The organism is Citrobacter sp. Cpo090, from assembly GCF_030332665.1.
Lineage (GTDB): Bacteria > Pseudomonadota > Gammaproteobacteria > Enterobacterales > Enterobacteriaceae > Citrobacter > Citrobacter portucalensis.
In genome coordinates this window covers 1,206,764-1,233,472 of sequence record NZ_JAOWHK010000025.1, presented here as the reverse complement: position 1 = coordinate 1,233,472, position 26,709 = coordinate 1,206,764, and the positions used below count along the sequence as shown (strand labels likewise).

28 protein-coding genes and 1 tRNA gene are annotated in these 26,709 nt (G+C 52.0%); 16 read left to right on the top strand and 13 right to left on the bottom strand.

All coding sequences use genetic code 11. The features are described from left to right. Nucleotides 1–105 precede the first annotated feature (105 nt). Entirely contained in the window at nucleotides 106–921 is an 816-nt protein-coding gene (locus OGY83_RS08685; protein ID WP_286635697.1) for a Cof-type HAD-IIB family hydrolase, read from the bottom strand. Next, a complete protein-coding gene (locus OGY83_RS08680) occupies nucleotides 921–2,129 on the bottom strand; it encodes an MFS transporter (protein WP_286635696.1) in 1,209 nt (402 codons plus the stop codon). Before OGY83_RS08680 ends, OGY83_RS08685 begins: the two co-directional genes overlap by 1 nt. Before the next feature lie 85 nt (nucleotides 2,130–2,214). On the opposite strand from OGY83_RS08680, the gene OGY83_RS08675 reads away from it, so the two are divergent. Then, on the top strand, nucleotides 2,215–2,775 hold the full coding sequence (locus OGY83_RS08675) for a TetR/AcrR family transcriptional regulator (RefSeq protein ID WP_286611003.1): 561 nt from the start codon (nucleotides 2,215–2,217) through the stop codon (nucleotides 2,773–2,775). Here OGY83_RS08675 and OGY83_RS08670 read toward each other — a convergent pair. Next, nucleotides 2,762–3,559: an SDR family NAD(P)-dependent oxidoreductase gene (locus OGY83_RS08670; protein ID WP_286635695.1), complete on the bottom strand. Its 798-nt coding sequence runs from the start codon at nucleotides 3,557–3,559 to the stop codon at nucleotides 2,762–2,764. The two genes, OGY83_RS08675 and OGY83_RS08670, sit on opposite strands and share 14 nt — an antisense overlap. A gap of 517 nt (nucleotides 3,560–4,076) precedes the next feature. On the opposite strand from OGY83_RS08670, the gene OGY83_RS08665 reads away from it, so the two are divergent. Genes OGY83_RS08665 through OGY83_RS08655 form a run of 3 tightly spaced genes read left to right on the top strand, consistent with a single transcriptional unit; the run spans nucleotide 4,077 to nucleotide 5,368 of the window. Next, a complete protein-coding gene (locus OGY83_RS08665; RefSeq protein ID WP_191213046.1) occupies nucleotides 4,077–4,541 on the top strand; it encodes an STM2901 family protein in 465 nt (154 codons plus the stop codon). Next, nucleotides 4,535–4,861 carry a DUF1493 family protein gene (locus tag OGY83_RS08660; RefSeq protein WP_286635694.1) on the top strand — a complete coding sequence of 109 codons (327 nt, stop codon included), beginning with the start codon at nucleotides 4,535–4,537 and terminating at the stop codon, nucleotides 4,859–4,861. Before OGY83_RS08665 ends, OGY83_RS08660 begins: the two co-directional genes overlap by 7 nt. Nucleotides 4,862–4,882: 21 nt before the next feature. Then, nucleotides 4,883–5,368 carry an Hcp family type VI secretion system effector gene (locus OGY83_RS08655; protein ID WP_079936812.1) on the top strand — a complete coding sequence of 162 codons (486 nt, stop codon included), beginning with the start codon at nucleotides 4,883–4,885 and terminating at the stop codon, nucleotides 5,366–5,368. 206 nt (nucleotides 5,369–5,574) lie between these two features. Here OGY83_RS08655 and OGY83_RS08650 read toward each other — a convergent pair whose 3' ends face one another. After that, nucleotides 5,575–7,260, bottom strand: coding sequence for an aspartate:alanine antiporter (locus OGY83_RS08650; protein WP_003035354.1), 1,686 nt, complete (start codon nucleotides 7,258–7,260; stop codon nucleotides 5,575–5,577). A gap of 269 nt (nucleotides 7,261–7,529) precedes the next feature. Here OGY83_RS08650 and OGY83_RS08645 point away from each other — a divergent pair, with 269 nt between their 5' ends. Next, nucleotides 7,530–7,910: an inner membrane protein YbjM gene (locus OGY83_RS08645; RefSeq protein WP_003035356.1), complete on the top strand. Its 381-nt coding sequence runs from the start codon at nucleotides 7,530–7,532 to the stop codon at nucleotides 7,908–7,910. Nucleotides 7,911–7,944: 34 nt separating this feature from the next. Here the strand turns inward: OGY83_RS08645 and OGY83_RS08640 are convergent, their stop codons facing one another. After that, complete coding sequence (locus tag OGY83_RS08640; RefSeq protein WP_016152408.1) at nucleotides 7,945–8,208, bottom strand: GrxA family glutaredoxin; 264 nt, start codon at nucleotides 8,206–8,208, stop codon at nucleotides 7,945–7,947. Between the two features lie 172 nt (nucleotides 8,209–8,380). Between OGY83_RS08640 and OGY83_RS08635 the strand changes: the two genes are divergently transcribed. The 10 genes from OGY83_RS08635 to rlmC all read left to right on the top strand — a co-directional run bounded on the left by OGY83_RS08635 (nucleotide 8,381) and on the right by rlmC (nucleotide 17,245). Continuing rightward, nucleotides 8,381–8,671, top strand: a complete 291-nt coding sequence (locus OGY83_RS08635; RefSeq protein ID WP_079936810.1) for a YbjC family protein — start codon at nucleotides 8,381–8,383, stop codon at nucleotides 8,669–8,671. Next, nucleotides 8,655–9,377, top strand: coding sequence for a nitroreductase NfsA (gene nfsA / locus OGY83_RS08630; RefSeq protein ID WP_079936809.1), 723 nt, complete (start codon nucleotides 8,655–8,657; stop codon nucleotides 9,375–9,377). The genes OGY83_RS08635 and nfsA overlap by 17 nt, the downstream gene beginning before the upstream one ends. 59 nt (nucleotides 9,378–9,436) lie before the next feature. Beyond that, nucleotides 9,437–10,339 carry a 30S ribosomal protein S6--L-glutamate ligase gene (rimK, locus tag OGY83_RS08625; protein WP_003836932.1) on the top strand — a complete coding sequence of 301 codons (903 nt, stop codon included), beginning with the start codon at nucleotides 9,437–9,439 and terminating at the stop codon, nucleotides 10,337–10,339. A 90-nt stretch (nucleotides 10,340–10,429) separates the two neighbouring features. Further along, a complete protein-coding gene (locus tag OGY83_RS08620; protein ID WP_079936807.1) occupies nucleotides 10,430–10,906 on the top strand; it encodes a type III secretion system chaperone family protein in 477 nt (158 codons plus the stop codon). A 432-nt stretch (nucleotides 10,907–11,338) separates the two neighbouring features. Next, nucleotides 11,339–12,451 carry a spermidine/putrescine ABC transporter substrate-binding protein PotF gene (gene potF, locus OGY83_RS08615; RefSeq protein WP_003035370.1) on the top strand — a complete coding sequence of 371 codons (1,113 nt, stop codon included), beginning with the start codon at nucleotides 11,339–11,341 and terminating at the stop codon, nucleotides 12,449–12,451. 138 nt (nucleotides 12,452–12,589) lie between these two features. Then, the gene (potG, locus tag OGY83_RS08610) at nucleotides 12,590–13,723 is read left to right on the top strand and encodes a putrescine ABC transporter ATP-binding subunit PotG (protein WP_003831665.1); all 1,134 of its coding nucleotides are present in this window, start codon (nucleotides 12,590–12,592) and stop codon (nucleotides 13,721–13,723) included. A 9-nt stretch (nucleotides 13,724–13,732) separates the two neighbouring features. Beyond that, nucleotides 13,733–14,686, top strand: a complete 954-nt coding sequence (potH, locus tag OGY83_RS08605; RefSeq protein ID WP_079936804.1) for a putrescine ABC transporter permease PotH — start codon at nucleotides 13,733–13,735, stop codon at nucleotides 14,684–14,686. After that, nucleotides 14,683–15,528: a putrescine ABC transporter permease PotI gene (gene potI / locus OGY83_RS08600; protein ID WP_008784246.1), complete on the top strand. Its 846-nt coding sequence runs from the start codon at nucleotides 14,683–14,685 to the stop codon at nucleotides 15,526–15,528. Before potH ends, potI begins: the two co-directional genes overlap by 4 nt. Nucleotides 15,529–15,587: 59 nt before the next feature. Beyond that, a complete protein-coding gene (locus tag OGY83_RS08595; protein WP_137345635.1) occupies nucleotides 15,588–16,076 on the top strand; it encodes a YbjO family protein in 489 nt (162 codons plus the stop codon). Between the two features lie 41 nt (nucleotides 16,077–16,117). Further along, on the top strand, nucleotides 16,118–17,245 hold the full coding sequence (gene rlmC, locus OGY83_RS08590) for a 23S rRNA (uracil(747)-C(5))-methyltransferase RlmC (protein ID WP_286635693.1): 1,128 nt from the start codon (nucleotides 16,118–16,120) through the stop codon (nucleotides 17,243–17,245). Nucleotides 17,246–17,570: 325 nt separating this feature from the next. Here rlmC and OGY83_RS08585 read toward each other — a convergent pair. The 3 genes from OGY83_RS08585 to OGY83_RS08575 form a co-directional block, all read right to left on the bottom strand. Beyond that, nucleotides 17,571–17,658 (bottom strand) — tRNA-Ser (locus tag OGY83_RS08585). Nucleotides 17,659–17,807: 149 nt separating this feature from the next. Beyond that, nucleotides 17,808–18,485: an isochorismatase family protein gene (locus OGY83_RS08580; protein ID WP_032939929.1), complete on the bottom strand. Its 678-nt coding sequence runs from the start codon at nucleotides 18,483–18,485 to the stop codon at nucleotides 17,808–17,810. A gap of 16 nt (nucleotides 18,486–18,501) precedes the next feature. Continuing rightward, a complete protein-coding gene (locus tag OGY83_RS08575; RefSeq protein WP_286635692.1) occupies nucleotides 18,502–19,362 on the bottom strand; it encodes a pirin family protein in 861 nt (286 codons plus the stop codon). A 108-nt stretch (nucleotides 19,363–19,470) separates the two neighbouring features. Between OGY83_RS08575 and OGY83_RS08570 the strand changes: the two genes are divergently transcribed. Next, entirely contained in the window at nucleotides 19,471–20,382 is a 912-nt protein-coding gene (locus OGY83_RS08570; RefSeq protein ID WP_191213035.1) for a LysR family transcriptional regulator, read from the top strand. 79 nt (nucleotides 20,383–20,461) lie between these two features. Here OGY83_RS08570 and infA read toward each other — a convergent pair whose 3' ends face one another. From infA to trxB, 5 genes are all read right to left on the bottom strand, one after another. Next, nucleotides 20,462–20,680, bottom strand: a complete 219-nt coding sequence (infA, locus tag OGY83_RS08565) for a translation initiation factor IF-1 (protein WP_002211347.1) — start codon at nucleotides 20,678–20,680, stop codon at nucleotides 20,462–20,464. 285 nt (nucleotides 20,681–20,965) lie between these two features. Continuing rightward, nucleotides 20,966–21,670, bottom strand: a complete 705-nt coding sequence (gene aat / locus OGY83_RS08555; protein WP_286635691.1) for a leucyl/phenylalanyl-tRNA--protein transferase — start codon at nucleotides 21,668–21,670, stop codon at nucleotides 20,966–20,968. A 44-nt stretch (nucleotides 21,671–21,714) separates the two neighbouring features. Then, nucleotides 21,715–23,436, bottom strand: coding sequence for a heme ABC transporter ATP-binding protein/permease CydC (gene cydC, locus OGY83_RS08550; protein WP_191215009.1), 1,722 nt, complete (start codon nucleotides 23,434–23,436; stop codon nucleotides 21,715–21,717). Next, a complete protein-coding gene (gene cydD, locus OGY83_RS08545; RefSeq protein ID WP_079936797.1) occupies nucleotides 23,437–25,203 on the bottom strand; it encodes a heme ABC transporter permease/ATP-binding protein CydD in 1,767 nt (588 codons plus the stop codon). It lies immediately after the preceding gene. A 114-nt stretch (nucleotides 25,204–25,317) separates the two neighbouring features. Next, nucleotides 25,318–26,286 (bottom strand): thioredoxin-disulfide reductase, encoded by a 969-nt coding sequence (trxB, locus tag OGY83_RS08540; protein ID WP_003831889.1) that lies wholly within the window; start codon nucleotides 26,284–26,286, stop codon nucleotides 25,318–25,320. Nucleotides 26,287–26,709: the final 423 nt, after the last annotated feature.

Sequence of the window (26,709 nt, the reverse complement as noted above, 5' to 3'; positions counted from 1 at the left end):
TCCGCTCGCCTGAAATATTCACTGGAAGTAATAATCCAGCGGGTTAATTTGAGGCGGATTATGAATAGATCATGCCATCATTTTGTTGCCGTCTGTGCTGAGAGGTTAATGCGTAAACGGTGCTTCATTCTTTAACACGCGGTCGATAACATTCAGCACACCCTCTTCGTTGTTCGACCCCGCGCGGTATTTCGCCGCCTCGATCACCGGTTCATGGGCGTTTGCCATCGCATAGCTAAATCCGGCCTGACGCAGCATCTCAATATCATTTCCGCCATCACCAAACACAACAACCTCATCGTCGTTAATATTCCAGCGTTGTTGCAGCAGCCGCAAACCGTTTGCCTTATGCACGCCGGGAATTATTAAGTCGATGCTGCCGTAGCCGGTATGCACCGGCACCATAATATCGCCAATCGCCTCGTGGAGATCGGCCTGCACCTGCGGGATTCGGTCATCGGAAATATTCAGCCCGAACTTGAAGAAAACGTCGTTAAGATTGTCAAAATTATCTACAAATTCAAGACGATGATAATACATGGCGGAAACTCTTTTATGCTCATCGCTGTACTGTTTCAATGTATAGGCGCTGTTTTTACCACAGGCAATAATGTCGATATCGGCGCGGGTCAGCAGATGCTCTACGATGGCGTGGAAATCGTCTTTAGCCAGTTCGCCGTTAAAGACATCTTCTCCTTCACTGACCACCCAACCGCCGTTTTCGGCGACAAATGAGATTTCATTGGCCAGCTCGGGGAAAAAGGAAATCAACTGATAATATTGGTTGCCGCTGGCGACCACAAAGCGGATCCCTTGTTCTTTCATCTGGCGGTATTGCGCCATAAAGCGCTCACGGTTATAGGTTTTTTGGTCGCTTAAAAATGTGCCGTCCATGTCGACCGCAATTAGTTTGATACTCATTAGCTGTTCTCCATCACCGTGGTATTTTTGAGATCCGGTTTCGCTACCGCTTTCGCGACGACGGCGGCGACAAGCACCAGCGCCAGCACCACCAGCATAGCGCTGCGCAGGCCATAGTGTTCACCCAGATAGCCCAGCAGCGGGGGGCCAACCAGGAACGCCAGATAGCCGGTGGTCGCGACAACACTGACGCGGGTTGGTGCGTCGGGGCCGGTGTCGCTGGCGGCTGAAATGGTCAGCGGGAAGCCGAGTGAAGCTCCGAGTCCCCACAAAATAACGGACACACCCGCCACCCAAGAGCTGTCGACAAAAATAATCAGGCTAATCCCGAGAGCGCCCATCAGCGCACTGGCACGCACCACCGCAACGCGGCTGTAACGGTCGATGAACCAGCCGCCGGTAAATCGTCCAACGGTCATACCCAGCGTAAAACCGGCATAAATCAGCGAGCCTGATGTCGGGCTAAATCCATGTCCGTCCACCATTAACAGTGGGAGCCAGTCGTTGGCGGAACCTTCAGCAAATGCCATCGCCAGCACTACAACGCCGATCAGCAATAGCTGGATATCACGATAAAAAGGCAGTCCTTTTTCACCGGAGTGAGAACCGTCAGCGGCATTTTTGCCCGTGCCGTCAGGAATAGCTTTGATGGCTATGAAAATAGGTGTGATAGCAACTATCGCAGCCAGCAGAATATGCGCGGTAGCCGGGACGCTGAAGGCGGTGAGCATCATTCCAACCCCAGCCCCTGCCAGCGTTCCCAGGCTGTAAAAACCATGCATCATCGGCAGCACGGTTTTGTTCATTTCGCGCTCAACCGCCGCACCTTCGACGTTGATGGCGACTTCTGCCGCGCCAAAGCTGGCGCCAAAAACACCCAGACCAAACGCGAAAAGCCAGGCGGAGTGTAACCATAGCGCCAGGCTGAGGATCGCCATTCCGAGGACTGCGCAAGACATGGTGGTGCGGATCACCTTACGCGTGCCAAATCGTTTCACCAGCCAGGCCGAACAAAGTATGCCACTCATCGAACCAATAGAGAGTCCAAACAACACCGCGCCCATTTCGGCGGTAGAGATGGAGAGAATATCTCTGATGGCAGGGGTACGCGTTGCCCAGGAGGCCATTAATAATCCTGGTAAAAAGAAGAACGTGAACAGCGCCCAGGTGCGACGTCTTAAGGCTTTGCGTGATGAGATGCCAGTCATGAATTCGAGCCAAAGAAAAGAGGGAAGGAGACAACATTAGCAAGACTGTGTACATTTGTACACAAATGCAAGAAGAGGAAATGCAGTGCGACGTGCAAACGATCCGCAGCGGCGGGAAAAAATAGTTCAGGCGACTCTGGATGCAGTAATAGCCCATGGTATTCATGGGGTTACACACCGTAAAATCGCTATGATTGCCGAGGTGCCACTGGGTTCTATGACCTATTACTTTTCGGGAATCGATGAGCTTTTGATGGAGGCATTTGGCCGTTTTACTGACAGGATGATGCTGCAGTATCAGGACTTTTTTGCCGACGTTAAGGATGCGTCGCAGGCTTGCCATGCCATTACCGATATGATTTACGGCTCTCAGGTCACAACGCCTGATAATATGGAGCTCATGTATCAGCTGTATGCTTTCGCCAGCCGTAAACCAGCGTTGAAAACGGTGATGCAGAACTGGATGCTACGCAGCCAACAAACGTTAGAGCAGTGGTTTGACCCAGTTACGGCGCGGGCGCTGGATGCGTTTATTGAAGGAATGACGCTGCATTTTGTCACGGACAAAAAACCGCTGCAGCGAGAAGATATCTTGCTGATGGTGGAGCGTATTGCAGGGGTACCCGCGACAGTCAGCTGTGCGTAGCGCCCCCGGTAACATTCACCACCGTCGCGGTCATGGCGCTGGCATGGCCTGAAGCGAGAAAGGTTATGATCTCAGCGATTTGTGCAAGCGTAGGCAGGCGCGCGAGCATGGTACTTTGCGCTGCACCCCCTAACCATTGATCGATGGTTAAACCCATTGACTGTGCTTTAGCGGAGAAAATTTCTCCGGTATAGGAGCCAGCTGCAACAGCATCCACAATCGCATGCGAGCGCACGCCGACGACCCGGATATTTGCCGGTCCCACCTCACTGGCGAGCGCTTTAATAAAAGCCTCTGTTCCTGCACAACCGACAATATGACCCAGGTGACCAGGCATCGCCATCGGAGCCGCGGGGGCAACAACGCTTAGGATGACGCCTGCACGATTGCCGCCCATGTGCGGCGTTACGGCTTTTGCGATATTGAACTGCGCCGAGAGGAAAGGGGTGATACCGCTCATAAACTCAGAGAGGGATAATGCGTCAATGCGCTTGCCCTGTTCGTGCATAAAGCCGGTCGCGTTAACCACCACATCTATTCCACCGGTTTGCAGCGCAAGTTGAGTAATTTGTTTTGATGCGTCGTGTTCGTCGAGTACATCGGTGATAAAGGTATCGACGGTACAGCCTGCCGTTCGAAGGCGACTGGCCGTCCAATCCAGCTTTTCCTGGCTACGCGCGCCCAGGTATACATGAGCACCTTCGCGCGCCATGGCCTGCGCAACCGCACTACCAATAGCCCCGCTGCCACCAAAAATTACTGCGACTTTGCCAGTAAGCAACATGACTAACCTCCATCCCCGAAAAAGCATCGTTTTAAAGTATGTGCCATAACCGGCATGCTGCAAATTTGTCGCCACTTGGCAGAGTAGCTAACCTTTTATCCCTATCACCTGCAGCACGTTCTGTCATCCCGAGCTGGCGACGGATTGAACAGGTAGCTGGTCGCCGAGGTGCTCTCCGCGTCGTTCTGTACGCGTAGCGAAGTGGCGCTAAACAAGGGGGGTAATCAGCAAAGGGTCATCCTGAACTCATTTCAGGCCATTAAGCTCGGAAAACAGAAATACTTCGGAATGGCTGTTTTACAGGTGTCTGAAAATGATGTGGCCCCGGTAACTGCGTATCATGCATCCGAGGCCAAGATCAAAGCTATTAAAAAATAATCAATAGCGCATAAAGCGTTGTAGTGTGGAGGTCAAACAGGACGTAAGTCCGCTCAAGGAGATCAGGCACACAACATCAAATTATTTTCATAAAATCAGGCTATAACGCGGTAACAATCAACGATAAATAAGGACATCAATGGACACTGTAGAGGAACTCAACGGGACATATTTCTATGCAGGGAAGTCCAATCTGACGGCTGCTGAGCTTTTGTTTATGATTTTCTGTGAGAATACCGCCAGCCAGTTCGGGATTGGTGTTGCAGATTTCGGGGCTATCGTTGCCCTGGTATCAGGTCGCAATAATCTTTGGACAAGGGCAAAGCCGATTGGTGCGACTAAAGGTACTTCATACGCCTCCAAAGCAGCACGCGCAGTGTTTAAAAAGTCAAAATTCCCTTTTGGTATATCATTACCGACCTGGCTTGGCGGCTACACTCCGTGGACAGCTCGCCGTGTTATGGTCCACAACATTGGATCATTTGTTGGTCGCTCAATCCCCTTGGTTGGCATGATTATTCTGGCAGCTGACGTGTCTCAAATTACCTACCGTACTATTCGCGACTATAACGTTATAGCAAGGGGCAGTGATAAGTTATGGTAAATAGTCTCGAACAAAGAATTTATGATCTGATACGGCCCTACGCAGGGACTTATTTATTCAACATAAAGAAAGTGGTGCTAACACCTAAAACTGACCTCGATACTGATCTGGATATTGATGAAGTGGAAGCCGAAGATCTGATGAATGATTTTTTTGAACAGTTCAATGTTGAGCGGGGCAATTTTAAGGTTGAAACATACTATCCTGCTGAATCATTCTCACTGAATCCATTTAAAAAATCACCACCTGTACCTGTACCTGATTTCACTATAGGCATGTTGATTGAATCAGCAAAAGCAGGACGCTGGTTATATAACTGAGCATAAGCAAGGAGCTTTAAAATGGCTGTACCTGTTCACTTATTTTTGACTGATGATGGCGGTTCGATTATCCGTGGATCGTGCGATGTTCGAGACCGTGAGGGTAGCGTGGAACTAAGGGGACTACATCACAACATAATGCTACCTACAGATCCAATGACAGGTAAGGTAACGGGAACACGTCAACATTCGCCATTTCAGTTTACTAAGGAGCTCGACAGCTCAAGTCCGTACCTGTTCAAAGCCGCGGCTACTGGTCAGACTCTCAGATCTGCTGAATTTCGTTTCTACCACATCAACGATGCAGGGCAAGAGGTAGAGTATTACCGGATCACACTCGAAAATGTGAAAGTAGTTTCAGTGAGTCCTTTAATGCACGACACTCGGGGATGCCCTGGAACAGGCCACATGGAAGATGTTGCGCTGAACTACGAAAAAATTACGCATCTGTACAAAGACGGCAATCTTTTAGCCCATGATGCATGGAATGAGCGCTCCACTGCGTAAATCACAATAGATCTACAAATATGATTTTAAAGATTTTGAATTTCAGGCAACAAAAAACCCATCAACCTTGAACCAAAACGGCGGGGTTGATGGGCTCCACAAATTGGGGACATCAAAGAAAAGCAGTGGCAATAGTTATGACTGACGCCTTGAAGAAAAGTTCTGCTTACCTGCAAAAAATTTTCGTTTAAGGGTAAATTTCAGTGCTAACCAAGGCCAGGCCAGACAATGACGATGAGTGTCCCCGCTAATGTCAGCAGAACGTTGGCTATCGCGTAGGTCCCGGCATAGCCTAACGCAGGGATGTTGCTGCGTGCGGTGTCGCTGATGATTTCCATTGCCGGAGCACAGGTACGTGCGCCCATCATGGCGCCAAACAGCAGGGCGCGGTTCATGCGCAATACATAAGCACCAAACAAGAAACAAATGACAACCGGCACCAGGCTGACCACCAGACCGGCAATCAGCATTTGACCACCGACGGCACCCAGGCCATTACCAATGCCACTGCCTGCGCTTAAACCGACGCCTGCCATGAATACCATCAGACCAAACTCTTTCACCATATTCAGCGCACCCTGTGGGATGTAGCCAAACGTAGGGTGGTTGGCTCGCAGGAAGCCCAGCATGATCCCGGCGAACAGCAGTCCAGCCGCATTCCCGATGCCGAAGCTGAAATTACTGAACTGGAAGGTGATCATCCCGATCATCAGACCGATGATAAAGAAGGCGCAGAAGGCCAGCAGATCGGTCACCTGACTGTGAATTGAAATAAAGCCGATACGATCGGCAATGGTTTTCACGCGACGAGCATCACCGCTGACCTGCAATACGTCGCCTTTATTGAGCACGACGTTGTCATCAATAGGCATTTCAATCTGGCTGCGGATCACGCGGTTGAGGAAGCAACCGTGGTCGGTCAGTTTCAACTGGGCCAGGCGACGACCAACGGCATTGTGGTTTTTCACCACAATTTCTTCAGTGACGATGCGCATATCGAGCAGATCGCGATCGAACACCTCTTTACCGTTACGGAAGCTGGGATCGAGGCGAGCATGGGCGTCCGGATAACCCACCAGGGCTATCTCATCGCCCATTTGCAGCACCGCGTCACCATCCGGATTCGCCAGAATGCCGTTGCGACGGATGCGTTCAATGTAACAGCCGGTCTGGCGATAAATACCCAGTTCGCGCAGATTTTTGCCATCGGCCCATGCCACCAGCTCAGGGCCAACGCGATAGGCGCGAATCACCGGGAGGTACACTTTACGATTGGCGTCTGTGTCCAGACCCCGTTCACGCGCGATTTGTTGGGCGCTGGTTTGCAGGTCCTGATGCTGAAGTTTCGGCAAATAGCGCGCACCAACAATCAGACTGACCAGACCAATCAAATAGGTGAGGGCGTAACCCAGGCTCAGGTTATCGAGAGCGCTTGAAAGTTGTGTCCCTGACATTCCTGAATGGCGCAAGGTGTCACCTGCGCCGACCAGCACCGGAGTTGAGGTCATCGAGCCAGCCAGCATACCCGCCGTCAGGCCGATGTCCCAGCCAAATAGCTTACCCAGCCCCAGGGCGATCAGCATTGCGCTACCGACCATCACCAGAGCAAGCATTAGATAATTTTTCCCATCGCGAAAAAAAATCGAAAAAAAGTTGGGGCCGGCTTCGACGCCGACGCAAAAAATAAACAGCATAAAGCCGAGATTTAATGCATCGGTGTTAATACTAAAGTGCTGCTGACCTAATAATAGGGAGACCACTAAAACGCCAATGGAATTACCGAGTTGGACTGAACCCAGACGTAATTTGCCCAGACACAGGCCCAGTGCCAGGACCACAAATAATAACAGGATGTAATTCCCATTTAACAAATCTGCGACGTTTATATTCACGGAGACTAACTTCTTGTTTACTAGTAAGCTATTGAAAGAAATGGCAATTTACGCTAATGTTTTTGCCAGAAATTAAGGGGCGATAGCATCGTACACAGCCCCGAATAATGCAGCATAACAATATATGCGGCTAGTTTAATCTCATTACGTATCAACGGCTATAAGAATCGTGTGGGTGTGTTTTTGGCATGGAATGCCGAGTTACTTTATCTGACTGGACGCCTGCGGGCGAAAAGAGTGTTCGATAGAGAATGTGTCAGGAGGAACGATTGAAACATAAGCAAAGTTGGGCGAGTGCGGTCTGCTGCTTTGTGCTCTTTATTGTGGTGTGTCTTTCATTAACGCTGAACGTGAAAGGGGCATTCAGAGCGGCAGGGCATCCTGAGGTCGGATTGTTGTTTTTTATCTTACCTGGTGCTGCAGCAAGCTTTTTTTCCCATCGTCGGGAAGTGCTCAAACCCCTTCTTGGTGCAATGTTGGCGGCGCCGTGCTGCCTGTTACTGATGCGGTTCGTTTTTATGCCGACGCGTTCATTGTGGCAAGAGCTGGCGTGGTTGTTTAGTGCGGTGTTTTGGTGCGCGCTTGGCGCATTATGTTTTTTATTTATCAGTAGCTTATTCAATCAGCATCAACGGCGGAAAAAGAACTGATGACGCCCTCAAGGTGAGGGCGTAGAAACAGCTATCAGGCGAACAGATTCATGTTCTCTTTTGCCCAAGCTTCAAAATCCGTGCAGCCGCCGATGTGTTTTTGATCGACAAAAATCTGCGGAACGGTTTCAACTGGCTTACCTACCGTCTTTTCCAGATCTGCTTTGGTAATTCCTTCAGCATGGATATCAATGTAGCGGAAGTTAAAATCGTCATGCTCATTGCTTAATTTTTCTGCTAATTCTTTTGCGCGCACGCAATACGGGCACCCTGGGCGACCAAAAATAACGGCAAACATCTCTTTCTCCTCGAACTTATCAGGCCGGATGGCAATACTGGTTATGATGCCGCGATTTGTGACGGATGGAAAGCAGGTTCAGCCTGTTGCTTTGATATCCTCAAGCTATATCTGTTAAACACGGCAAGCCGGAACGTTTTATAATGAAAGCCATTTCGCCGGGAGGCCGCGTATGCGCACAATTGGTGTATTACCCAAAAGCGTATTGATGCTGGAAATAATTGGGATGGTTTTGTTATCGCTGGCGCTACTATCGCTTAACGATTACCTCACCTTACCCGCACCGCTTAACAGCCCGTTAGCCTGCGTGGTGATGATATTTCTGGGCGTACTGCTGATGCTCCCTGCTGCGGTGGCGTTGATGTGGCGTATTGCTCAACTTTTGGCACCGCAACTAATGTCACGCGCACCCGGTGATTCAACTGATTCAGACAGAGACAAAAGAGATGACACCAACCATTGATTTACTCCGCAGCCACCGTTCCATTCGCCATTTTACCGATGATGCCATTTCGGATGCACAGCGTGAGGCGATTATTGCCGCCGCTCAGGGAACGTCCAGCTCCAGTTTTCTTCAGTGCACGACGATCGTTCGCATAACGGATAAATCTCTGCGCGAATCGCTGGCTACCTTATCTGGCGGCCAAAAGCATGTGGCACAGGCCGCTGAGTTCTGGGTGTTTTGCGCTGATTTTAATCGTCATTTGCAGATTTGCCCTGATGCGCAACTTGGGCTGGCGGAACAGCTGCTGCTGGGCGTGGTCGATACTGCGATGATGGCGCAAAATGCGTTGACGGCGGCAGAGTCGCTGGGACTTGGCGGCGTGTTTATTGGCGGTCTGCGTAACAATATTGAGTCGGTCACCGAACTGTTGAAGCTTCCGCAACATGTTCTTCCGCTCTTTGGATTGTGCCTCGGCTGGCCTGCGGATAACCCGGATATCAAGCCGCGACTACCAGCATCGATTGTGGTGCACGAAAACCAATATCAGCCACTCAACAGCGATGCTTTGGCGCAATATGATGAGCAGCTCGCGCAGTACTATCTGACCCGAGGCAGCAATACTCGTCGCGACACCTGGAGCGATCATATTCGCCGTACCATCATTAAAGAAAGTCGCCCCTTTATCCTGGAATATTTGCATAAACAGGGGTGGGCCACGCGCTAAAGATTTTAACCCAGTGTATGATACGCCAGCTTTTACCAGGTCATTCAGAGAGGTGCAGGGTGAAAATTGCCATTTTGTCCCGGGACGGAACGCTCTATTCTTGTAAACGCCTGCGTGAAGCGGCGATGCAGCGCGGTCACCTGGTTGAAGTTATCGATCCCCTTTCTTGCTATATGAACATCAGCCCGGCGGCATCCTCTATTCATTACAAGGGCCGTCAGCTTCCCCATTTCGACGCGGTGATCCCGCGGATTGGTTCCGCGATTACCTTTTATGGGACGGCGGCGCTGCGCCAGTTTGAGATGCTGGGTAGCTATCCGTTGAATGAATCGGTAGCGATTACGCGAGCGCGCGATAAGCTGCGTTCGCTACAGCTGCTTGCGCGTCAGGGAATTGATTTACCCATCACCGGAATTGCTCACTCTCCGGACGATACCAGCGACATGATTGACATGGTTGGCGGTGCGCCGTTGGTGGTCAAACTGGTTGAAGGCACCCAGGGTATTGGCGTGGTGCTGGCGGAAACGCGGCAGGCTGCAGAAAGCGTGGTAGATGCCTTTCGTGGGCTGAATGCCCATATCCTGGTTCAGGAATATATCAAAGAAGCGAAAGGGCGGGATATCCGCTGTTTCGTTGTGGGCGACGAAGTAGTGGCCGCCATTGAACGCCGGGCTAAAGAGGGTGATTTTCGTTCTAATCTCCATCGCGGTGGTGTGGCGACTATTGCGAGTATCACGCCGCGCGAAAGAGAAATTGCGCTCAAAGCTGCCCGGACTATGGGCCTGGACGTTGCAGGCGTTGATATTCTGCGCGCTGATCGAGGCCCACTGGTCATGGAGGTCAACGCGTCCCCAGGGCTGGAAGGCGTGGAGAAAACCACCGGGATAGACATAGCTGGCAAGATGATCCAGTGGATCGAACGTCACGCTACGCCTGAATTTTGCCTTAAAATCGGCGGCTAAGCGCAATATCGATTGCGATCGTGGTATGACACGCTCTTTTTGCGTAAGCTGTGCCGGTATTTTTTTCATCAATAGAGGTCGCACATTATTATGACATCACTGGTCGTTCCCACTCTGGATACGTTGCGTCAATGGCTCGACGACCTGGGCATGAGTTTTTTTGAATGCGATACCTGTCAGGCGCTGCATTTGCCGCACATGCAGAATTTTGACGGCATCTTTGATGCAAAAGTTGATTTGGTCGATAACGTCATTCTGTTTTCCGCGATGGCGGAAGTCAGACCTTCTGCGCTGCTGCCGCTGGCCGCCGATCTGTCCGCGATCAATGCTAGTTCACTGACGGTGAAAGCGTTTCTGGATATGCAGGATGATAATCTGCCAAAACTGGTGGTTTGCCAGTCTTTATCCGTTACGCCGGGCGTGACGTTTGAGCAGTTCGAATATTTTATTCGCCAGAGCGAAGAGCAGATATCGATGGTGATCCTTGAAGCCGGTGCGCATCAGTTGTTATTTAATGCTGAAGAAGATGCGCAAAACAGCACCGCTGAAATTCATTTCCTCCATTAATTCTTCCTGAGTCTGGACATATATTGCGCAGCCGCTGCCATAGCGGTTGCGTATTGCCCGTTTTTATTCTGCATTTAACCTTTCATTAAAGAATTATTCACCTCGATTCAGCGCCTTCCGCTTTACGTCATAGACAATTCCTGCATAAAAAATTGATAAAAGGCGTTTTTTAAGCTGGGCTATATCCACAATTCCTGGCTAAAGTTATTCTTGCGAAGCTTACCAACGTCATCATTTAAACAGCCCTTGTGACCAGTCCTGTGGCCACGATGTATGTTGAATGCCTGGGCGGATGCCAGCGAGCAATAGCGGCGTGAGGAGAGGTCCCTCTTTTCATCGGTGCCGCATGAAAGAATATGCACGTTTCTTGCATATCATTAGAGTGTGACATTTTTGTTCGTTTGTTAACGAACTTTCAGAAGGAAAGAGATTATGACCGCCTTAAATAAAAAATGGTTATCAGGCCTGGTTGCGGGTGCTCTGATGGCCGTCTCTGCCGGCACGCTCGCTGCTGAACAAAAAACGCTGCATATTTATAACTGGTCTGATTATATTGCCCCGGATACGGTGGCTAATTTTGAAAAAGAGACCGGAATTAAAGTTATCTATGACGTATTTGATTCCAATGAAGTACTGGAAGGTAAGCTCATGGCTGGCAGTACCGGCTTTGACCTTGTCGTTCCTTCTGCCAGCTTCCTTGAGCGTCAACTGACTGCAGGCGTATTCCAGCCGCTAGATAAGAGCAAATTGCCGGGCTGGAAAAATCTTGATCCTGAACTGCTGAAGCTGGTGGGTAAACACGATCCGGATAACAAGTTTGCGATGCCGTATATGTGGGCAACGACCGGCATTGGCTATAACGTGGATAAAGTCAAAGCGGTGCTGGGACCGGATGCGCCGGTTGATAGCTGGGATCTGATCCTCAAGCCAGAAAATCTGGAAAAACTCAAAAGCTGCGGCGTCTCTTTCCTCGATGCGCCCGAAGAGGTGTTTGCCACGGTGCTGAACTATTTGGGTAAAGATCCAAACAGTACCAAAGCGGATGATTACACCGGACCGGCAACCGACCTGCTGTTGAAGCTGCGTCCAAATATTCGCTACTTCCACTCCTCGCAATATATTAACGACCTGGCAAACGGTGATACCTGCGTTGCGATTGGCTGGGCAGGGGACGTATGGCAGGCGGCAAACCGTGCGAAAGAAGCGAAAAATGGCGTCAATATCTCCTTCTCAATTCCTAAAGAAGGTGCAATGGCGTTCTTTGACGTATTCGCGATGCCTGCCGATGCGAAAAACAAAGACGAAGCCTATCAGTTCCTCAACTATCTGCTGCGCCCTGACGTGATTGCGCATATTTCCGACCATGTGTTTTATGCCAATGCCAACAAAGAAGCGACGGCTCTGGTCAGCCCTGAAGTTCGTGACAACCCGGGCATTTACCCGCCTGCGGATGTGCGAGCTAAGCTGTTCACACTGAAAGTACAGGATCCGAAGATCGATCGTGTACGTACCCGCGCATGGACAAAGGTAAAAAGCGGGAAATAAACCGATGTTTGGGACATGACCCGGCAGGGTTTGTGCCTGCCGGGCAGCGTTGAGCCCGGACACATATAACCCGGCAATACGCACCGTTATGGTGCGTTATTTGCACCGTTTCTTTGTTTTATGCCGGAGAGCACCTGAGTGAATGATGCAACCCCACGTCCACAAGCGAAAATCCGCAAGGCGCTGACCCCGCTGCTTGAAATTCGCAATCTGACCAAGTCATTTGACGGTCAGCACGCCGTTGATGACGTCAATCTTACTATCTACAAAGGTGAAATATTTGCTCTGCTCGGCGCGTCCGGCTGTGGCAAATCGACCCTGCTGCGTATGCTGGCGGGGTTTGAATTGCCGACTACCGGGCAAATCATGCTTGATGGCGTCGATTTAGCGCACGTCCCGCCTTATCTGCGTCCGATTAATATGATGTTTCAGTCCTATGCTTTGTTTCCGCACATGACTGTCGAGCAGAACATTGCCTTTGGCCTCAAGCAGGACAAATTGCCAAAGGCTGAAATCGCCAGTCGGGTGAATGAGATGCTGGGACTCGTGCATATGCAGGAGTTCGCCAAACGCAAACCACATCAGCTTTCTGGCGGTCAGCGTCAGCGCGTGGCATTGGCGCGCAGCCTGGCAAAACGCCCGAAGCTGCTGTTGTTGGATGAACCAATGGGGGCGCTGGATAAAAAACTCCGTGATCGCATGCAACTGGAAGTGGTGGATATCCTGGAACGCGTCGGTGTGACCTGCGTGATGGTGACGCACGACCAGGAAGAAGCCATGACGATGGCGGGCCGTATTGCGATCATGAACCGTGGCAAATTTGTCCAGATTGGCGAGCCGGAAGAGATCTATGAACATCCGACTACGCGTTACAGCGCAGAGTTTATCGGTTCGGTAAACGTTTTTGAGGGACTGCTAAAAGAACGCCAGGAAGATGGTCTGGTGATTGAGTCTCCAGGACTGGTGCATCCGCTGAAGGTGGACGCCGATGCATCTGTTGTCGATAACGTCCCGGTGTATGTTGCGCTGCGCCCGGAAAAAATCATGCTCTGCGAAGCGCCTCCGCCAGAGGGATATAACTTCGCGGTTGGCGAAGTGGTGCACATTGCCTATCTGGGTGATTTGTCGGTGTACCACGTACGTTTGAAAAGCGGCCAGATGCTTAGCGCTCAGCTACAAAATGAACATCGTTATCGCAAGGGATTACCAACCTGGGGTGACGAAGTTCGTTTGTGTTGGGATGCGGACAGCTGTGTGGTGTTGACGGTTTAAGGAGCGAAGATGAGTACACTTGAACCTCCGGCACGCGTGGATAAAGCAGGGCGATTCACGCTGTTTATGTCACGGCTGCAAATGAAGCACGGGCGCAAGATGGTGATCGCGCTGCCGTACGTGTGGCTGCTGCTCCTGTTTTTGCTGCCTTTTCTGATTGTCTTCAAAATCAGTTTGGCTGAAATGGCGCGCGCTATTCCACCCTATACCGACCTTGTTTCATGGGCTGACGATCAGTTATCCATCACGCTCAACTTAGGCAACTTCCTGCAACTGACGGACGATCCGCTCTATTTCGATGCCTATCTGCAATCGTTACAGGTGGCGGGAATTTCGACAATCTGTTGCCTGCTGCTGGGATACCCGCTGGCATGGGCAGTCGCGCACAGTAAACCCTCAACGCGTAATATTCTGCTGTTGCTGGTGATTCTACCGTCCTGGACCTCGTTTTTAATTCGCGTGTATGCCTGGATGGGGATCCTGAAAAACAACGGCGTGCTGAACAACTTTCTGATGTGGCTGGGCGTCATCGACCAACCGTTGACGATTTTGCACACCAATCTGGCGGTCTATATCGGTATTGTTTACGCCTATTTGCCCTTTATGGTGCTGCCGATCTATACCGCGCTGACGCGTATTGATTACTCGCTGGTCGAAGCGGCGCTGGATTTAGGTGCCCGACCGCTGAAGACCTTCTTTAGCGTGATTGTGCCGTTGACCAAGGGCGGGATTATCGCTGGGTCAATGCTGGTGTTTATTCCGGCTGTCGGGGAGTTTGTGATCCCGGAACTGCTGGGTGGTCCGGATAGCATCATGATTGGCCGTGTGCTTTGGCAGGAGTTTTTTAATAACCGCGACTGGCCGGTGGCTTCTGCTGTCGCCATTATTATGCTGCTGTTACTGATTGTGCCAATTATGTGGTTCCATAAATATCAGCAGAAAAGCGTGGGGGAACACGGATGAATAACTTACCGGTCGTTCGCTCGCCGTGGCGTATTTTTATCCTGGTAGTGGGCTTTACCTTCCTGTACGCGCCGATGCTGATGTTGGTTATCTATTCGTTTAACAGCTCCAAGCTAGTGACAGTCTGGGCGGGGTGGTCAACACGTTGGTATGGCGAGCTTTTTCACGATAGCGCGATGATAAGCGCCGTCGGCATGAGTTTAACGATTGCTGCGGGCGCTGCGACGATGGCGGCAATCCTCGGCACCATCGCCGCCGTGGTAATGGTGCGCTTTGGTCGTTTTCGTGGTTCGAATGGTTTCGCTTTTATGATCACCGCGCCGCTGGTTATGCCGGATGTCATTACCGGTTTGTCGCTGCTGCTGCTGTTTGTAGCGTTGGCTCACGCCATCGGCTGGCCGGCGGATCGCGGCATGTTGACCATCTGGCTGGCGCACGTCACTTTTTGTACGGCGTACGTGGCGGTGGTGATTTCCTCGCGTTTGCGCGAACTGGATCACTCCATTGAGGAAGCGGCGATGGATCTTGGCGCCACGCCGCTGAAGGTCTTTTTCGTCATCACGCTGCCGATGATTATGCCGGCGGTGATCTCCGGGTGGTTACTGGCCTTCACACTGTCACTCGATGATTTGGTCATTGCCAGCTTTGTCTCTGGTCCTGGCGCCACAACGTTACCGATGCTGGTGTTCTCCAGCGTACGTATGGGGGTGAACCCGGAGATCAACGCGTTGGCGACGCTGATCCTTGGTGTGGTAGGAATTATCGGATTTATCGCGTGGTATCTGATGGCGCGAACAGAAAAACAACGGATCCGCGATATCCAACGTGCAAGACGCGGCTGAAAAAACTAAAATCTGCCAACCTGTCTATACGGCGCAGCTGTGGTGGTTGCGCCGTTTTCATGGAAGACGACGCGTTGGGATTTTTTAAGAAATCATCCACATCACATGCTCGCTTAAACGTCCCTGCTTTGGTGCAGGTGGCGGCGCTGGCTATTATCATGATCCGCTGTCTCGATCTGTTGATGATTTTTAATACGCTTGGGTTTCGTGGAACCAGTGAGTTTATTCATCGCAGTGTGCAGACCTGGAATTTGACGCTGGTGTTTCTGGGCAGTCTGGTGCTGCTGTTTATCGAAATTTTCTGCGCATTCTCGCTGGTAAAAGGCCGAAACTGGGCACGCTGGATCTATCTGTTGACCCAGATTATTGCCAGCGTCTATCTGTGGGCGGCTTCGCTGGGTTACGGATATCCGGAACTGTTCAGTATTGCGGGGGAGTCCAGACGCGAAATCCTGCATACTCTGGTAATGCAAAAACTGCCGGATATGCTGGTATTGCTGCTGCTGTTTGTTCCTGCGTCCAGCAGGCGGTTCTTCCGTTTGCAATAACGTGTATAATCTTTGCCCCCGGTTAATTTGTAGGTCTTTGTATGCAGTGCGCACTATATGACGCCGAACGCTGTCGCTCCTGTCAGTGGATAACACAGCCTGTCGCCGATCAACTCTTCGAAAAAACAGCCGATCTGCAGAATCTGCTGGCCGAGTATCCGGTCGGAGAATGGTGCGCGCCGGTCAGTGGTCCGGAAAGCGCGTTTCGTAATAAAGCCAAAATGGTAGTCAGCGGCAGCGTGGAAAAACCGCTGCTGGGGATGCTGCATCGTGACGGTACGCCTGAGGATTTGTGCGACTGTCCGCTCTATCCTCAGTCTTTTGCGCCCGTATTTTCCGCGCTTAAACCGTTTATCGCTCGGGCGGGGCTGACGCCCTATAACGTAGCGCGCAAACGCGGGGAACTGAAGTATCTGCTGTTAACGGAAAGTCGGTTTGACGGCGGTATGATGCTGCGTTTTGTCCTGCGTTCTGAAGCAAAATTAGCACAGCTGCGCGCGGCGCTCCCCTGGTTGCAGGCACAACTCCCACAGTTAAAAGTGATCACTGCCAATATTCAACCGGTGCATATGGCGATCATGGAAGGGGAGACAGAAATCTTCCTGACCGAACAACAGGCGTTGGCGGAACGCTTTAACGATGTGCCGTTGTGGATCCGCCCGCAGAGCTTCTTCCAGACTAACCCGGTGGTGGCGGGACAATTATATGCCACGGCGCGCGACTGGGTGCGCCAGCTTCCGGTTAATCACATGTGGGATCTGTTTTGCGGCGTCGGGGGTTTTGGTCTGCATTGTGCTACGCCGCAGATGAAACTGACGGGTATTGAAATCGCGCCAGAGGCGATTACCTGCGCGAAGCAGTCAGCGCAGGAGCTTGGGTTGCAGAATCTGCATTTTCAGGTGCTGGATTCAACTCAGTTTGCTACCGCTCAGGGCGAAGTACCGGACCTGGTGCTGGTGAATCCGCCGCGTCGCGGGATTGGAAAGCCGCTATGCGATTTTCTCTCCCGCATGGCTCCGCGTTTTATCGTTTATTCCAGCTGTAATGCGCAAACCATGGCGAAGGATATTCGTGAGTTGCCAGGGTATCGCATTGAACGCGTCCAGCTTTTCGATATGTTCCCACACACCGCGCATTATGAAGTGTTAACGCTACTCAGCCGACAATAACTGACTTGCCTGATGGCGCTTCGCTTATCAGGCCTACGTGCTGTTCGTCATTCGTAGGCAGGATAAGGTGCTTGCACCGCATCCGGCAAATGCAACATGCGAAAAAAAAGCCCGTACTTGCGTATGAGCTCTTCTTAAGATATGGCGGTGAGGCGGGGATTGACTCGCTTTGCTCGCCCCTGCGGGGCAGCCCGTTCGCGATGCTCCCGGTCTGTCCAACTGGCTGCGCCAGTAGTCGAACCCTGGTCCGGGCTTCTCATCCCCACCTGGCTATGCAACATGCGAAAAAAAAGCCCGTACTTGCGTATGAGCTCTTCTTAAGATATGGCGGTGAGGCGGGGATTCGAACCCCGGATACGTTGCCGTATACACACTTTCCAGGCGTGCTCCTTCAGCCACTCGGACACCTCACCATATTGTATTGCTGCCTGACCGCTTGGGGGGCAACGGGGCGCTACTATAGGGAGTTGCGCTAAAACGGTCAAGCAGAATTTACGTGTTAACTCTCGTTTGGTTACGCATTATACATATTCCTCCGCCCAGGCAGGCGCGGAGGATAGGATTAGCGCTGAGAGTCCAGTTTTTCGCCGTTGGTCACGACTTCCTGGGCTTTGCTGTAGCTTTCGATCAGCAACTGATAAGCCGGGAAGACTTTGGTATACACTTCAGCCCATTCGGCGGCGTCTTCACGGTTCCATGTGCCCTGAATTTCAGAAGCGACGGCGGCGGTATCCATCGGCACAACGCCAGCCTGAACTACGCGAGCCAGGGTGATTTCCTGCGCCATTTTGCTGTAAGTACCGGAAGCGTCGATCACAGCGAAAACCTTGTAGCCTTCCGCAACCGCGCTGATGGCCGGGAAAGCCATGCACACGCTGGTAATTGTACCGGCGATAATCAGCGTTTTACGACCCGTTGCTTTGACCGCTTTCACGAAGTCTTCGTTATCCCAGGCGTTGATTTCGCCTTTACGTGCCACGTATTGGGCATGTGGCGCATTAGCGTGGATCTCAGGGATCAGCGGGCCGTTAGGTCCCTGCGGTACGGATGCCGTGGTAATCACCGGCATCTTCGCCAGGGTTGCCATTTTTGCCAGCGCGGCGGCACGCGCACGCAGTTCTGGCATTGGCATGTCGCCGACGGTCTGGAACAGCCCGCTCTGATGATCAATAAGCAGCATGACGGAATCATTCACATCGATGACCGGACGTGAACCATTAAAGTTTGCAGGACTGGACATATTCTTCTCCTTCGATTCAGATTTGGCCAAAGCGGCCAGAGTTAAAATCGCGTACGGCTTCAGCGATTTCTTGTTTCGTGTTCATGACAAACGGACCGTAACCTACAATCGGCTCGTTCAACGGTTCTCCAGAAAGCAGCAGCACGCTGGCGTCGCTGGAGGCTTCAAGATGCAGCGTTTTCCCTTGCTGGCTCAGCACCACCAGTTGCGCTTCGCTGGCAGACGTAGTGCCGTTTACGGTGATATTCCCTTTCAATACCACCAGCGCAGTGCTCCATCCTTCCGGCTGGGACAACGTGAGCTGATGATTACGTTGCAAACGCATATCCCAGACGTTCAGCGGCGAGAAGGTATGTGCCGGGCCTTTTGTATCCTGATAGCTGCCCGCAATCACCCGAACGCTTCCTGCTTCATCGGGCAGGGCGACAGTGGGGATCACATCACTGCTGATGCCCTGGTAACCCGGAACGGTCATTTTGTCCTTTGCTGGCAGATTGACCCACAGCTGTACCATTTCCAGTTCGCCACCCTGACGGGTAAATTCAGGTGAATGGAACTCTTCGTGTAATATTCCTGCTCCCGCAGTCATCCACTGCACGTCGCCGGGGCCGATAATGCCGCCGCGCCCGGTTGAATCACGGTGTTCAACTTCGCCGCTGTAAACGATGGTCACCGTCTCAAAACCACGGTGAGGGTGTTCGCCTACGCCGCGTTTTTCGTTACCCGGTGTAAACGTATGTGGACCGGCGTAATCCAGCAGCAGGAACGGACTTAGTTGCTCAGCATGAGACTGGTAAGAAAACATCGAGCGAACCGGAAATCCATCGCCAACCCAGTGCGGGCGAGGTGCGGTGTAGACGCCTGTTACTTGTTTCATATGTGTCTCCTCTGTGGCGTTATCTTGATGTGAATAAGCTTATATTCATGACAGCGAGCTGAGTAGTAGCTAAAATAGTCCTCACTGTCTCATAAATAGGACAATTAGATGACAAAGCCAGATCTCAATGATTTTGCATGGTTTGTGCATGTTGTAGAGGAAGGGGGATTCGCGGCGGCGGGTCGGGCGCTTGATGAACCGAAATCAAAACTGAGCCGACGTATAGCGCAACTGGAAGAGAGGTTGGGGGTACGGCTGATTCAGCGAACCACCCGGCAATTTAATGTGACGGAAGTTGGGCAAACCTTTTACGAACACTGTAAAGCGATGCTGGTGGAAGCACAGGCGGCACAGGATGCGATAGCCGCGTTACAGGTTGAACCGCGTGGCGTGGTGAAGTTGACGTGCCCGGTCACGCTGCTGCATGTGCATATCGGGCCAATGCTTGCCCGTTTTATGGCGCGTTATCCTGACGTATCAGTGCAACTGGAAGCCACTAACCGCCGCGTGGACGTTGTTGGAGAGGGGCTGGACGTGGCGATTCGCGTCAGGCCCCGGCCATTTGAGGATAGCGACCTGGTGATGCGCGTCCTGGCGGACAGGGGACATCGTTTGTATGCCAGCCCGCAGTTAATCGAGCAAATGGGGGCGCTACACTCTCCGGCGGAGCTGACGCGCTGGCCGGGCCTGAGTCTGGCGACGGGTAAACATGTACATCGGTGGGAGTTATTTGGCCCGCAGGGCGCGCGGGCAGAGGTGCATTTCACGCCGCGTATGATCACCACCGATATGCTGGCGCTACGTGAAGCCGCAGTTGCCGGTGTGGGGGTTGTTCAACTTCCGCAGCTGATGGTAAAAGATCAATTAGCCGCAGGTGAACTGGTGGCATTGCTCGACGGTTGGGAACCGAAGCGAGAAATTATTCACGCGGTCTTTCCATCACGCAGGGGATTATTGCCATCAGTGCGCGCATTAGTGGATTTCTTAACGGAAGAATATGCGCGGATGATTGAGGATTAAATACCTGACCTCAGCCCACAAAAAAGGCCGGTTAAACCGACCTTTTATTATCTGGACGCCATTCGGGCGTTAAAAACAATCAGCGACTACGGAAGACAATGCGGCCTTTGCTCAGGTCGTACGGGGTCAGCTCAACAGTCACTTTGTCGCCCGTCAGGATGCGGATATAGTTTTTACGCATTTTACCGGAGATGTGTGCAGTAACCACGTGACCGTTTTCTAACTCTACGCGGAACATGGTATTAGGTAACGTATCGAGAACGGTACCCTGCATTTCAATATTGTCTTCTTTGGCCATCTAATCCTCTGGGGTATCACTACCGTAATTTGAACCGGCAAGATAATGCCGAAGTTCTTTTAATAAGTAAAGATTTGTGCGTTTAAAACACAGCAAATCGGGTTTGGCGCATTACTCTAACCACACACGGCGAAGCCGCACTTAAAGCGCAACGTGTAAGGGAACGAGGAGATAAACGATAGGCGTTGCCTGACGCGAACTGTTCCTTAACGGCGGCGGGGTAATGGGCTAAACCAACTCTGCGCGACAATTATAACACCCCGACAAAAAATGTGCCGAAAACATTCACCTCTGAGGCGAAAATAACGTCCTGGGAACCCAGAAATGGCTCGGTAGCCGCTGCTGGCGCAGTCTGCTCAGGTGTTCAAGGTACTCCCGACGTGGGGTTTCGACGGCGCCCAGCGAAGCTGTGTGGCTATTTAATACCTGGCAGTCGATTAATTTTCCGCCCTGACGGATAAATTCAGCGCAAAAAACAAGCAGTGCAGTTTTGGACGCATTTTCCTGACGGCTGAACATTGATTCGCCACAAAATAGTGTACCTTGCGCCACGCCATACATACCGCCCACTAATACATTTTGTCGCCACACTTCAATGGAGTGCGCATGCCCCAGTTCGTGCAGGCGATGGTAGGCATCCACTACATCATGCGTTATCCAGGTGCCTTCTTCCCGGTCGTTCGCACAGCCTTCAATCACCTGACCGAACGCGTAATTGAGCGTCACGCGATAAGGCGAGTTTTTATGAAAGCGCTTCATGCTGCGGCTGAGATGAAATTTTTCGGGCCAAAGAATGGCGCGTGGATCGGGCGACCACCAAAGGATGGGGTCGCCAGGCGAAAACCACGGGAAAATTCCGCGCTGATAGGCCATTAACAGTCGGGCTGGACTGAGATCGCCGCCAAGCGCCAACAAACCGTTAGGCTCGCGTAGAGCGCCTTCCGGTGAAGGGAAGGCTATAGAATGGCGGGACAATTGCACCAGGCGCATGACAGCGAAACTCCACTACGCGAGTTTGATCGTTCAATAATAGCTTACAGACGTTGCTTAAACTGGTAATAACGCCCCTGCCGGGCTAACAAATCTGCGTGATTACCTTGCTCAATAATGTGTCCGTTGTCCATCACTATTATTTGATCAAAACGTGACAAGCCGCGCAGACGATGTGTCACCATCAATACGGTTTTATCGCGCATGACATCGCCAATTAATTCAAGCATTTGGCTTTCTGTTGTTGCATCAAGCCCTTCGGTCGGTTCATCCAGCAGCATCAGTGGGGCATCGTGCAATAAGGCGCGGGCGATAGCCAGACGACGGAGTTCGCCGCCAGAAAGCTGTCGACCACCTTCACCTAACCAGGCGTTGAGTCCATCACCCTCAAGCAGTTTGTCCAGACCGACGCGGCACAGCATCGCGGATAATGTGTCATCACTGGCGTGCGGTGCTGCCAACAGCAGATTATCGCGAAGCGTTGCGCTGAACAGGTGCACGCGCTGTGGCACGACGCTGATGCTCTGGCGCAGCGTGGTTTCACTGAGGGCTGAAATCGGCTGCTCATTAATCAGAATTTCGCCGTGCTGCGGATCCCATGCGCGGGTCAGCAATTGCAGTAACGTTGACTTACCGCAACCGGTGCGACCGAGAATCGCAATGTGTTCACCGGGCTGAGCCTGTAGGGAAAGGGTGTCGAGTGCTTTTTGTGCTTGCCCCGGATAACTGAATGAAACATCGCGCAGCGTGAGAGTGACCTGCTCAGAAACCGGAGAACCGGCATCCGGGAAGGTGACTTCTGGCTGCTGTTCGGTCAGTTCGGTGATGCGCAGCGCAGAGGCAATAACCTGTCCGAGATGCTGAAACGCGCCGGTGACGGGTGCTAATGCTTCAAACGCGGCCAGCGCACAGAAGACAAACAGCGCGATCAGTGCGCCAGGCTGGGTATTGCCACCCACGCCGCCTGAGGCCATCCATAACATTACAACCACTGCCAGTGCGCCGACTAACAGCATGACCGCCTGTGATAGCGCCGTTAATTCAGACTGACGTCGTTGGGCTTCATGCCACTGCAACTCGGTGGCTTCCATTTGGGCGCGGTAACGTTCACTGGCGCCAAAGATGGTCAGTTCGGCCTGGCCCTGCAGCCAGGATGTTAACTGCTGACGATACTGCCCACGTAAATGCGTCAAACTTTGCCCGGTGCTTTTACCTGCCTGATAAAAGAGTGGAGGCAAGATAAATAAGGTCAGCAGCATAATACCGCCGAGAGTGATAGCCAGCGTGAAATCGAGAACGCTTAGCCCCAGCGTGACCACCATGATGACGACAAAAGCGCCCACAAGTGGGGAGAGTACGCGCAAATAGAGATGATCGAGCGTGTCGACATCCGCCACCACGCGGTTAAGCAATTCACCTTGTCCATAACGGGACAGGCCAGCAGGGGAGAGCGGCAGCAGTTTGCTGAAGGTATAAATACGCAAATGTTGCAGCACGCGGAACGTCGCGTCGTGGCTGACCAGTCGCTCGAAATAGCGGCCCGCGGTTCGGGTGATTGCCGCACCGCGTACCCCGGCTGCAGGGAGCATATAGTTAAAACTGTAAATCCCGGTGACACCTACCACCGCAGAAGCCGACAGGAACCAACCTGAAAGCGTCAGCAAACCAATACTTGCCAGCAGTGTGACGATCGCCAGAACGATCCCCAGGGTTAACATCCATTTGTGACGTTTATACAGCGTCAGATAAGGTAGCAAAGCGCGCATTTAGATGTCCTCCTGACGATGAGCCAGTAATGTCGCAAACGCCCCGTTGGCTGCGCTAAGTTCGGCATAAGTGCCTTGTTCAACGATCTGTCCGTCCTGCATCACCCAGATAACGTCCCAGTCGGCAAGATCTTCAAGTTGGTGTGTCACCATCAGCGTGGTCTGGCGGCGTGACGCTGCGTTCAACGCCTGCATCACGCGTTGTTCGCTGTGTGCATCAAGGCTGGCGGCGGGCTCGTCCAGCAACAATAACTGACATGGATTGAGTAAGGCGCGAGCCACGGCAACGCGCTGCGCTTGTCCGACAGAAAGTCGAGCAGCCTGATCGCCTACTGGTGTATCCACACCCTGTGGCAGAAGTGGTAAAAACTCACTGACCCAGGCGCTGTCGAGTGCGGCTTGTAGCTGTTCTTCGTTGGCATCGGGGCGAGCGAGCAGCACGTTATCGCGTAACGTGGCGGCAGGGAGCTGCGGATTTTGTCCAACCCAGGACAGCTGTTTGCGCCAGCAATCAGGCGACAGGTCGCGCAGCTCAAAGCCGTTAATCCGCAGCGATCCCTGATAAGAGAGAAAACCGGACAGGACATTGAGCAACGAACTTTTACCGGAGCCGCTGCGGCCAACCAGCACTGCGCGTTGGCCCGCTGGCAGGGTAAAGTTGAGCGGACCTGCAAGCACTTTACCTTCCGGCGAGGTGATGACCAGATCTTCTGCTTCAATTGAAACAGCGTCTTTTGTCGTCAGCTCAATGTCGCCACGCTCAGGATGTGCAAGCGGGGTTTCCATGAAGGTTTTCAGACTATCCGCGGCACCAACGGCTTGCGCTTTTGCGTGATAAAACGTGCCCAGATCGCGCAGGGGCTGGAAAAATTCCGGCGCCAGAATGAGCGCAAGGAAGCCTGCAGCCAATGTGACGCCTGTCCCGTAGTGGCCAAAATCGAGCTCACCGAGGTAGGAAAAACCGAAGTAAACCGCGACCAGTGCGATGGACAGGGAGGTAAAGAACTCAAGGACACCGGATGACAGAAACGCCAGGCGCAGGACTTCCATGGTGCGCTGGCGGAAATCTTGTGACGCTGCGCGGATGCTTTCTGTTTCAGCTTCGCCGCGACCAAAGATTCTTAGCGTCTCCATACCCCGGAGGCGATCGAGGAAATGGCCACTGAGGCGAGCAAGAGCCTGAAAATTGCGGCGGTTAGCGTCGGCTGCACCCATACCAACCATCGCCATAAACAACGGGATCAGCGGGGCAGTTCCAAGCAGAATAAGGGCGGCTACCCAGTTTGACGGGAATACCGCCGCCACGATTAATAAGGGGACGCATACGGCCAGCGCCATTTGCGGCAGATAACGTGCATAGTAATCATGCATGTCATCAATCTGTTCCAGGATTAGCGTAGCCCAACTCCCGGCCGGTTTGCCTTGTATCCATGCGGGACCTGCTTGTTGTAGACGGTCAAGCACCTGACGGCGGATCTCAAAGCGGATATGTTGGCCTGCATGAAACCCGACGCGTTCGCGTAACCAGACGACCCATGCTCGCAGGATGAAAATCAATACCAGCACAATGAAAGGGAGCAGAAGCGCCTCTCTGGGGATATTGTCCATGATCATATGGTCGAGAATTCGGGCCATGAGCCAGGCCTGAGCGACAATTAACAGGCCGCTCACGAACCCCAACAGGCGTGAAATGTTCAGCCATCGTTGGGAAATTACACTTTGCTGTTTTAACCAGCGGGTCAGTTCTTTTTGACGGGTTTTATTCATTGCACGCTTAGCAGGTGAGTTATTGGAATTTTTGGGCAGGGCAATGTTACAACGGGGCAAAAATAAAGGCGACTTATAGTCGCCTTTTTTACTTTTGTAACTGATTTGTAAAACTTATTTGCAAGCGTCTGCCAGACCGTCGAGATAACGTTCTGCGTCAAGCGCAGCCATACAACCGGTGCCTGCTGAAGTGATCGCCTGGCGATAAATATGGTCCATTACGTCACCGGCGGCGAATACACCCGGAATGCTGGTTTGGGTGGCATTACCATGAATACCGGACTGAACTTTGATGTAGCCGTTCTCCAGTTCAAGCTGACCGTCGAAAATGGCGGTATTCGGGCTGTGACCGATAGCGACAAACAACCCTGCAACGTCAAGTGACTCGACGTTGTCAGTGTTTTGCGTATCGCGCAGGCGCAGTCCGGTTACGCCCATTTGATCGCCGGTCACTTCTTCCAGTGTGCGGTGGGTATGCAGCACGATGTTGCCGTTTTCGACTTTATCCATCAAACGCTTGATCAGGATTTTCTCGGCGCGGAAGCTGTCACGGCGGTGAATCAAATGCACTTCAGATGCGATATTCGCCAGGTACAGCGCTTCTTCAACAGCGGTGTTGCCGCCGCCGATCACCGCAACTTTTTGATTACGGTAGAAGAAACCGTCGCAGGTCGCACAGGCGGAAACGCCACGGCCTTTGAATGCTTCTTCTGAAGGCAGACCCAGGTAGCGTGCTGACGCACCGGTGGCGATGATTAATGCGTCACAGGTGTATTCACCGCTATCGCCGGTCAAACGGAAAGGACGGTTTTGCAGATCAACTTTGCTGATATGATCAAAAATGATTTCAGTTTCAAATTTGGTCGCATGTTCGTGCATGCGCTCCATCAGCAATGGGCCTGTGAGATCGTGCGGATCGCCAGGCCAGTTTTCCACTTCTGTTGTTGTGGTCAGCTGACCACCTTTTTCCATACCGGTAATCAGTACCGGTTGCAGGTTAGCGCGTGCAGCGTAGACCGCAGCGGTATATCCCGCAGGGCCAGAGCCCAGAATAAGAAGTTTACTGTGTTTGGTTGCGCCCATGAGATCCCCATAGTTGTTGGCAGGCAATGAGCAGGATTGTAGGGAATTTACAGGCGTAAAAAAAGAGTATGGCGATTTTGTTAACAATATGTGTAATAGCAGAAACCGATGAACGGGTGAATTAAGCGTAATACTATAACGATTTCTACTTAAAATCGGTCAGTTATAAGGTGATAAAATGACGATTTTCCATCACTGCGAATGAATAACTGGCATGTTGTACTAAAAATCGATGTTTTGCTTTGACAATCACCTGCTGTTTTGCGAAAACATTCAAGGAAGAAAAAAACTGTGTCATGTATGTGCTGCATAATCATGCATGTAGATACCATGTTTACCGTGTTAGCGAAATCTACGCATGGTGTGGACAGATGCCATTCGTGATGTCGATAGCCGCCGACAGGCAACGGTCTTCTCACCATA

Excerpts from the sequence above, each read along its gene's own strand:
- OGY83_RS08685 (WP_286635697.1), bottom strand. The coding sequence starts at position 921 with ATGAGTATCAAACTAATTGCGGTCGACATGGACGGCACATTTTTAAGC.
- OGY83_RS08670 (WP_286635695.1), bottom strand. The coding sequence starts at position 3,559 with ATGTTGCTTACTGGCAAAGTCGCAGTAATTTTTGGTGGCAGCGGGGCT.
- OGY83_RS08665 (WP_191213046.1), top strand. The coding sequence starts at position 4,077 with ATGGACACTGTAGAGGAACTCAACGGGACATATTTCTATGCAGGGAAG.
- OGY83_RS08640 (WP_016152408.1), bottom strand. The coding sequence starts at position 8,208 with ATGTTTGCCGTTATTTTTGGTCGCCCAGGGTGCCCGTATTGCGTGCGC.
- cydC (WP_191215009.1), bottom strand. The coding sequence starts at position 23,436 with ATGCGCGCTTTGCTACCTTATCTGACGCTGTATAAACGTCACAAATGG.
- rlmC (WP_286635693.1), top strand. The coding sequence starts at position 16,118 with ATGCAGTGCGCACTATATGACGCCGAACGCTGTCGCTCCTGTCAGTGG.
- OGY83_RS08620 (WP_079936807.1), top strand. The coding sequence starts at position 10,430 with ATGACATCACTGGTCGTTCCCACTCTGGATACGTTGCGTCAATGGCTC.
- aat (WP_286635691.1), bottom strand. The coding sequence starts at position 21,670 with ATGCGCCTGGTGCAATTGTCCCGCCATTCTATAGCCTTCCCTTCACCG.
- OGY83_RS08580 (WP_032939929.1), bottom strand. The coding sequence starts at position 18,485 with ATGTCCAGTCCTGCAAACTTTAATGGTTCACGTCCGGTCATCGATGTG.
- OGY83_RS08655 (WP_079936812.1), top strand. The coding sequence starts at position 4,883 with ATGGCTGTACCTGTTCACTTATTTTTGACTGATGATGGCGGTTCGATT.
- potF (WP_003035370.1), top strand. The coding sequence starts at position 11,339 with ATGACCGCCTTAAATAAAAAATGGTTATCAGGCCTGGTTGCGGGTGCT.
- potI (WP_008784246.1), top strand. The coding sequence starts at position 14,683 with ATGAATAACTTACCGGTCGTTCGCTCGCCGTGGCGTATTTTTATCCTG.
- infA (WP_002211347.1), bottom strand. The coding sequence starts at position 20,680 with ATGGCCAAAGAAGACAATATTGAAATGCAGGGTACCGTTCTCGATACG.
- OGY83_RS08635 (WP_079936810.1), top strand. The coding sequence starts at position 8,381 with ATGCGCACAATTGGTGTATTACCCAAAAGCGTATTGATGCTGGAAATA.
- potH (WP_079936804.1), top strand. The coding sequence starts at position 13,733 with ATGAGTACACTTGAACCTCCGGCACGCGTGGATAAAGCAGGGCGATTC.
- OGY83_RS08595 (WP_137345635.1), top strand. The coding sequence starts at position 15,588 with ATGGAAGACGACGCGTTGGGATTTTTTAAGAAATCATCCACATCACAT.
- OGY83_RS08575 (WP_286635692.1), bottom strand. The coding sequence starts at position 19,362 with ATGAAACAAGTAACAGGCGTCTACACCGCACCTCGCCCGCACTGGGTT.
- OGY83_RS08570 (WP_191213035.1), top strand. The coding sequence starts at position 19,471 with ATGACAAAGCCAGATCTCAATGATTTTGCATGGTTTGTGCATGTTGTA.
- nfsA (WP_079936809.1), top strand. The coding sequence starts at position 8,655 with ATGACACCAACCATTGATTTACTCCGCAGCCACCGTTCCATTCGCCAT.
- cydD (WP_079936797.1), bottom strand. The coding sequence starts at position 25,203 with ATGAATAAAACCCGTCAAAAAGAACTGACCCGCTGGTTAAAACAGCAA.
- OGY83_RS08680 (WP_286635696.1), bottom strand. The coding sequence starts at position 2,129 with ATGACTGGCATCTCATCACGCAAAGCCTTAAGACGTCGCACCTGGGCG.
- trxB (WP_003831889.1), bottom strand. The coding sequence starts at position 26,286 with ATGGGCGCAACCAAACACAGTAAACTTCTTATTCTGGGCTCTGGCCCT.
- OGY83_RS08660 (WP_286635694.1), top strand. The coding sequence starts at position 4,535 with ATGGTAAATAGTCTCGAACAAAGAATTTATGATCTGATACGGCCCTAC.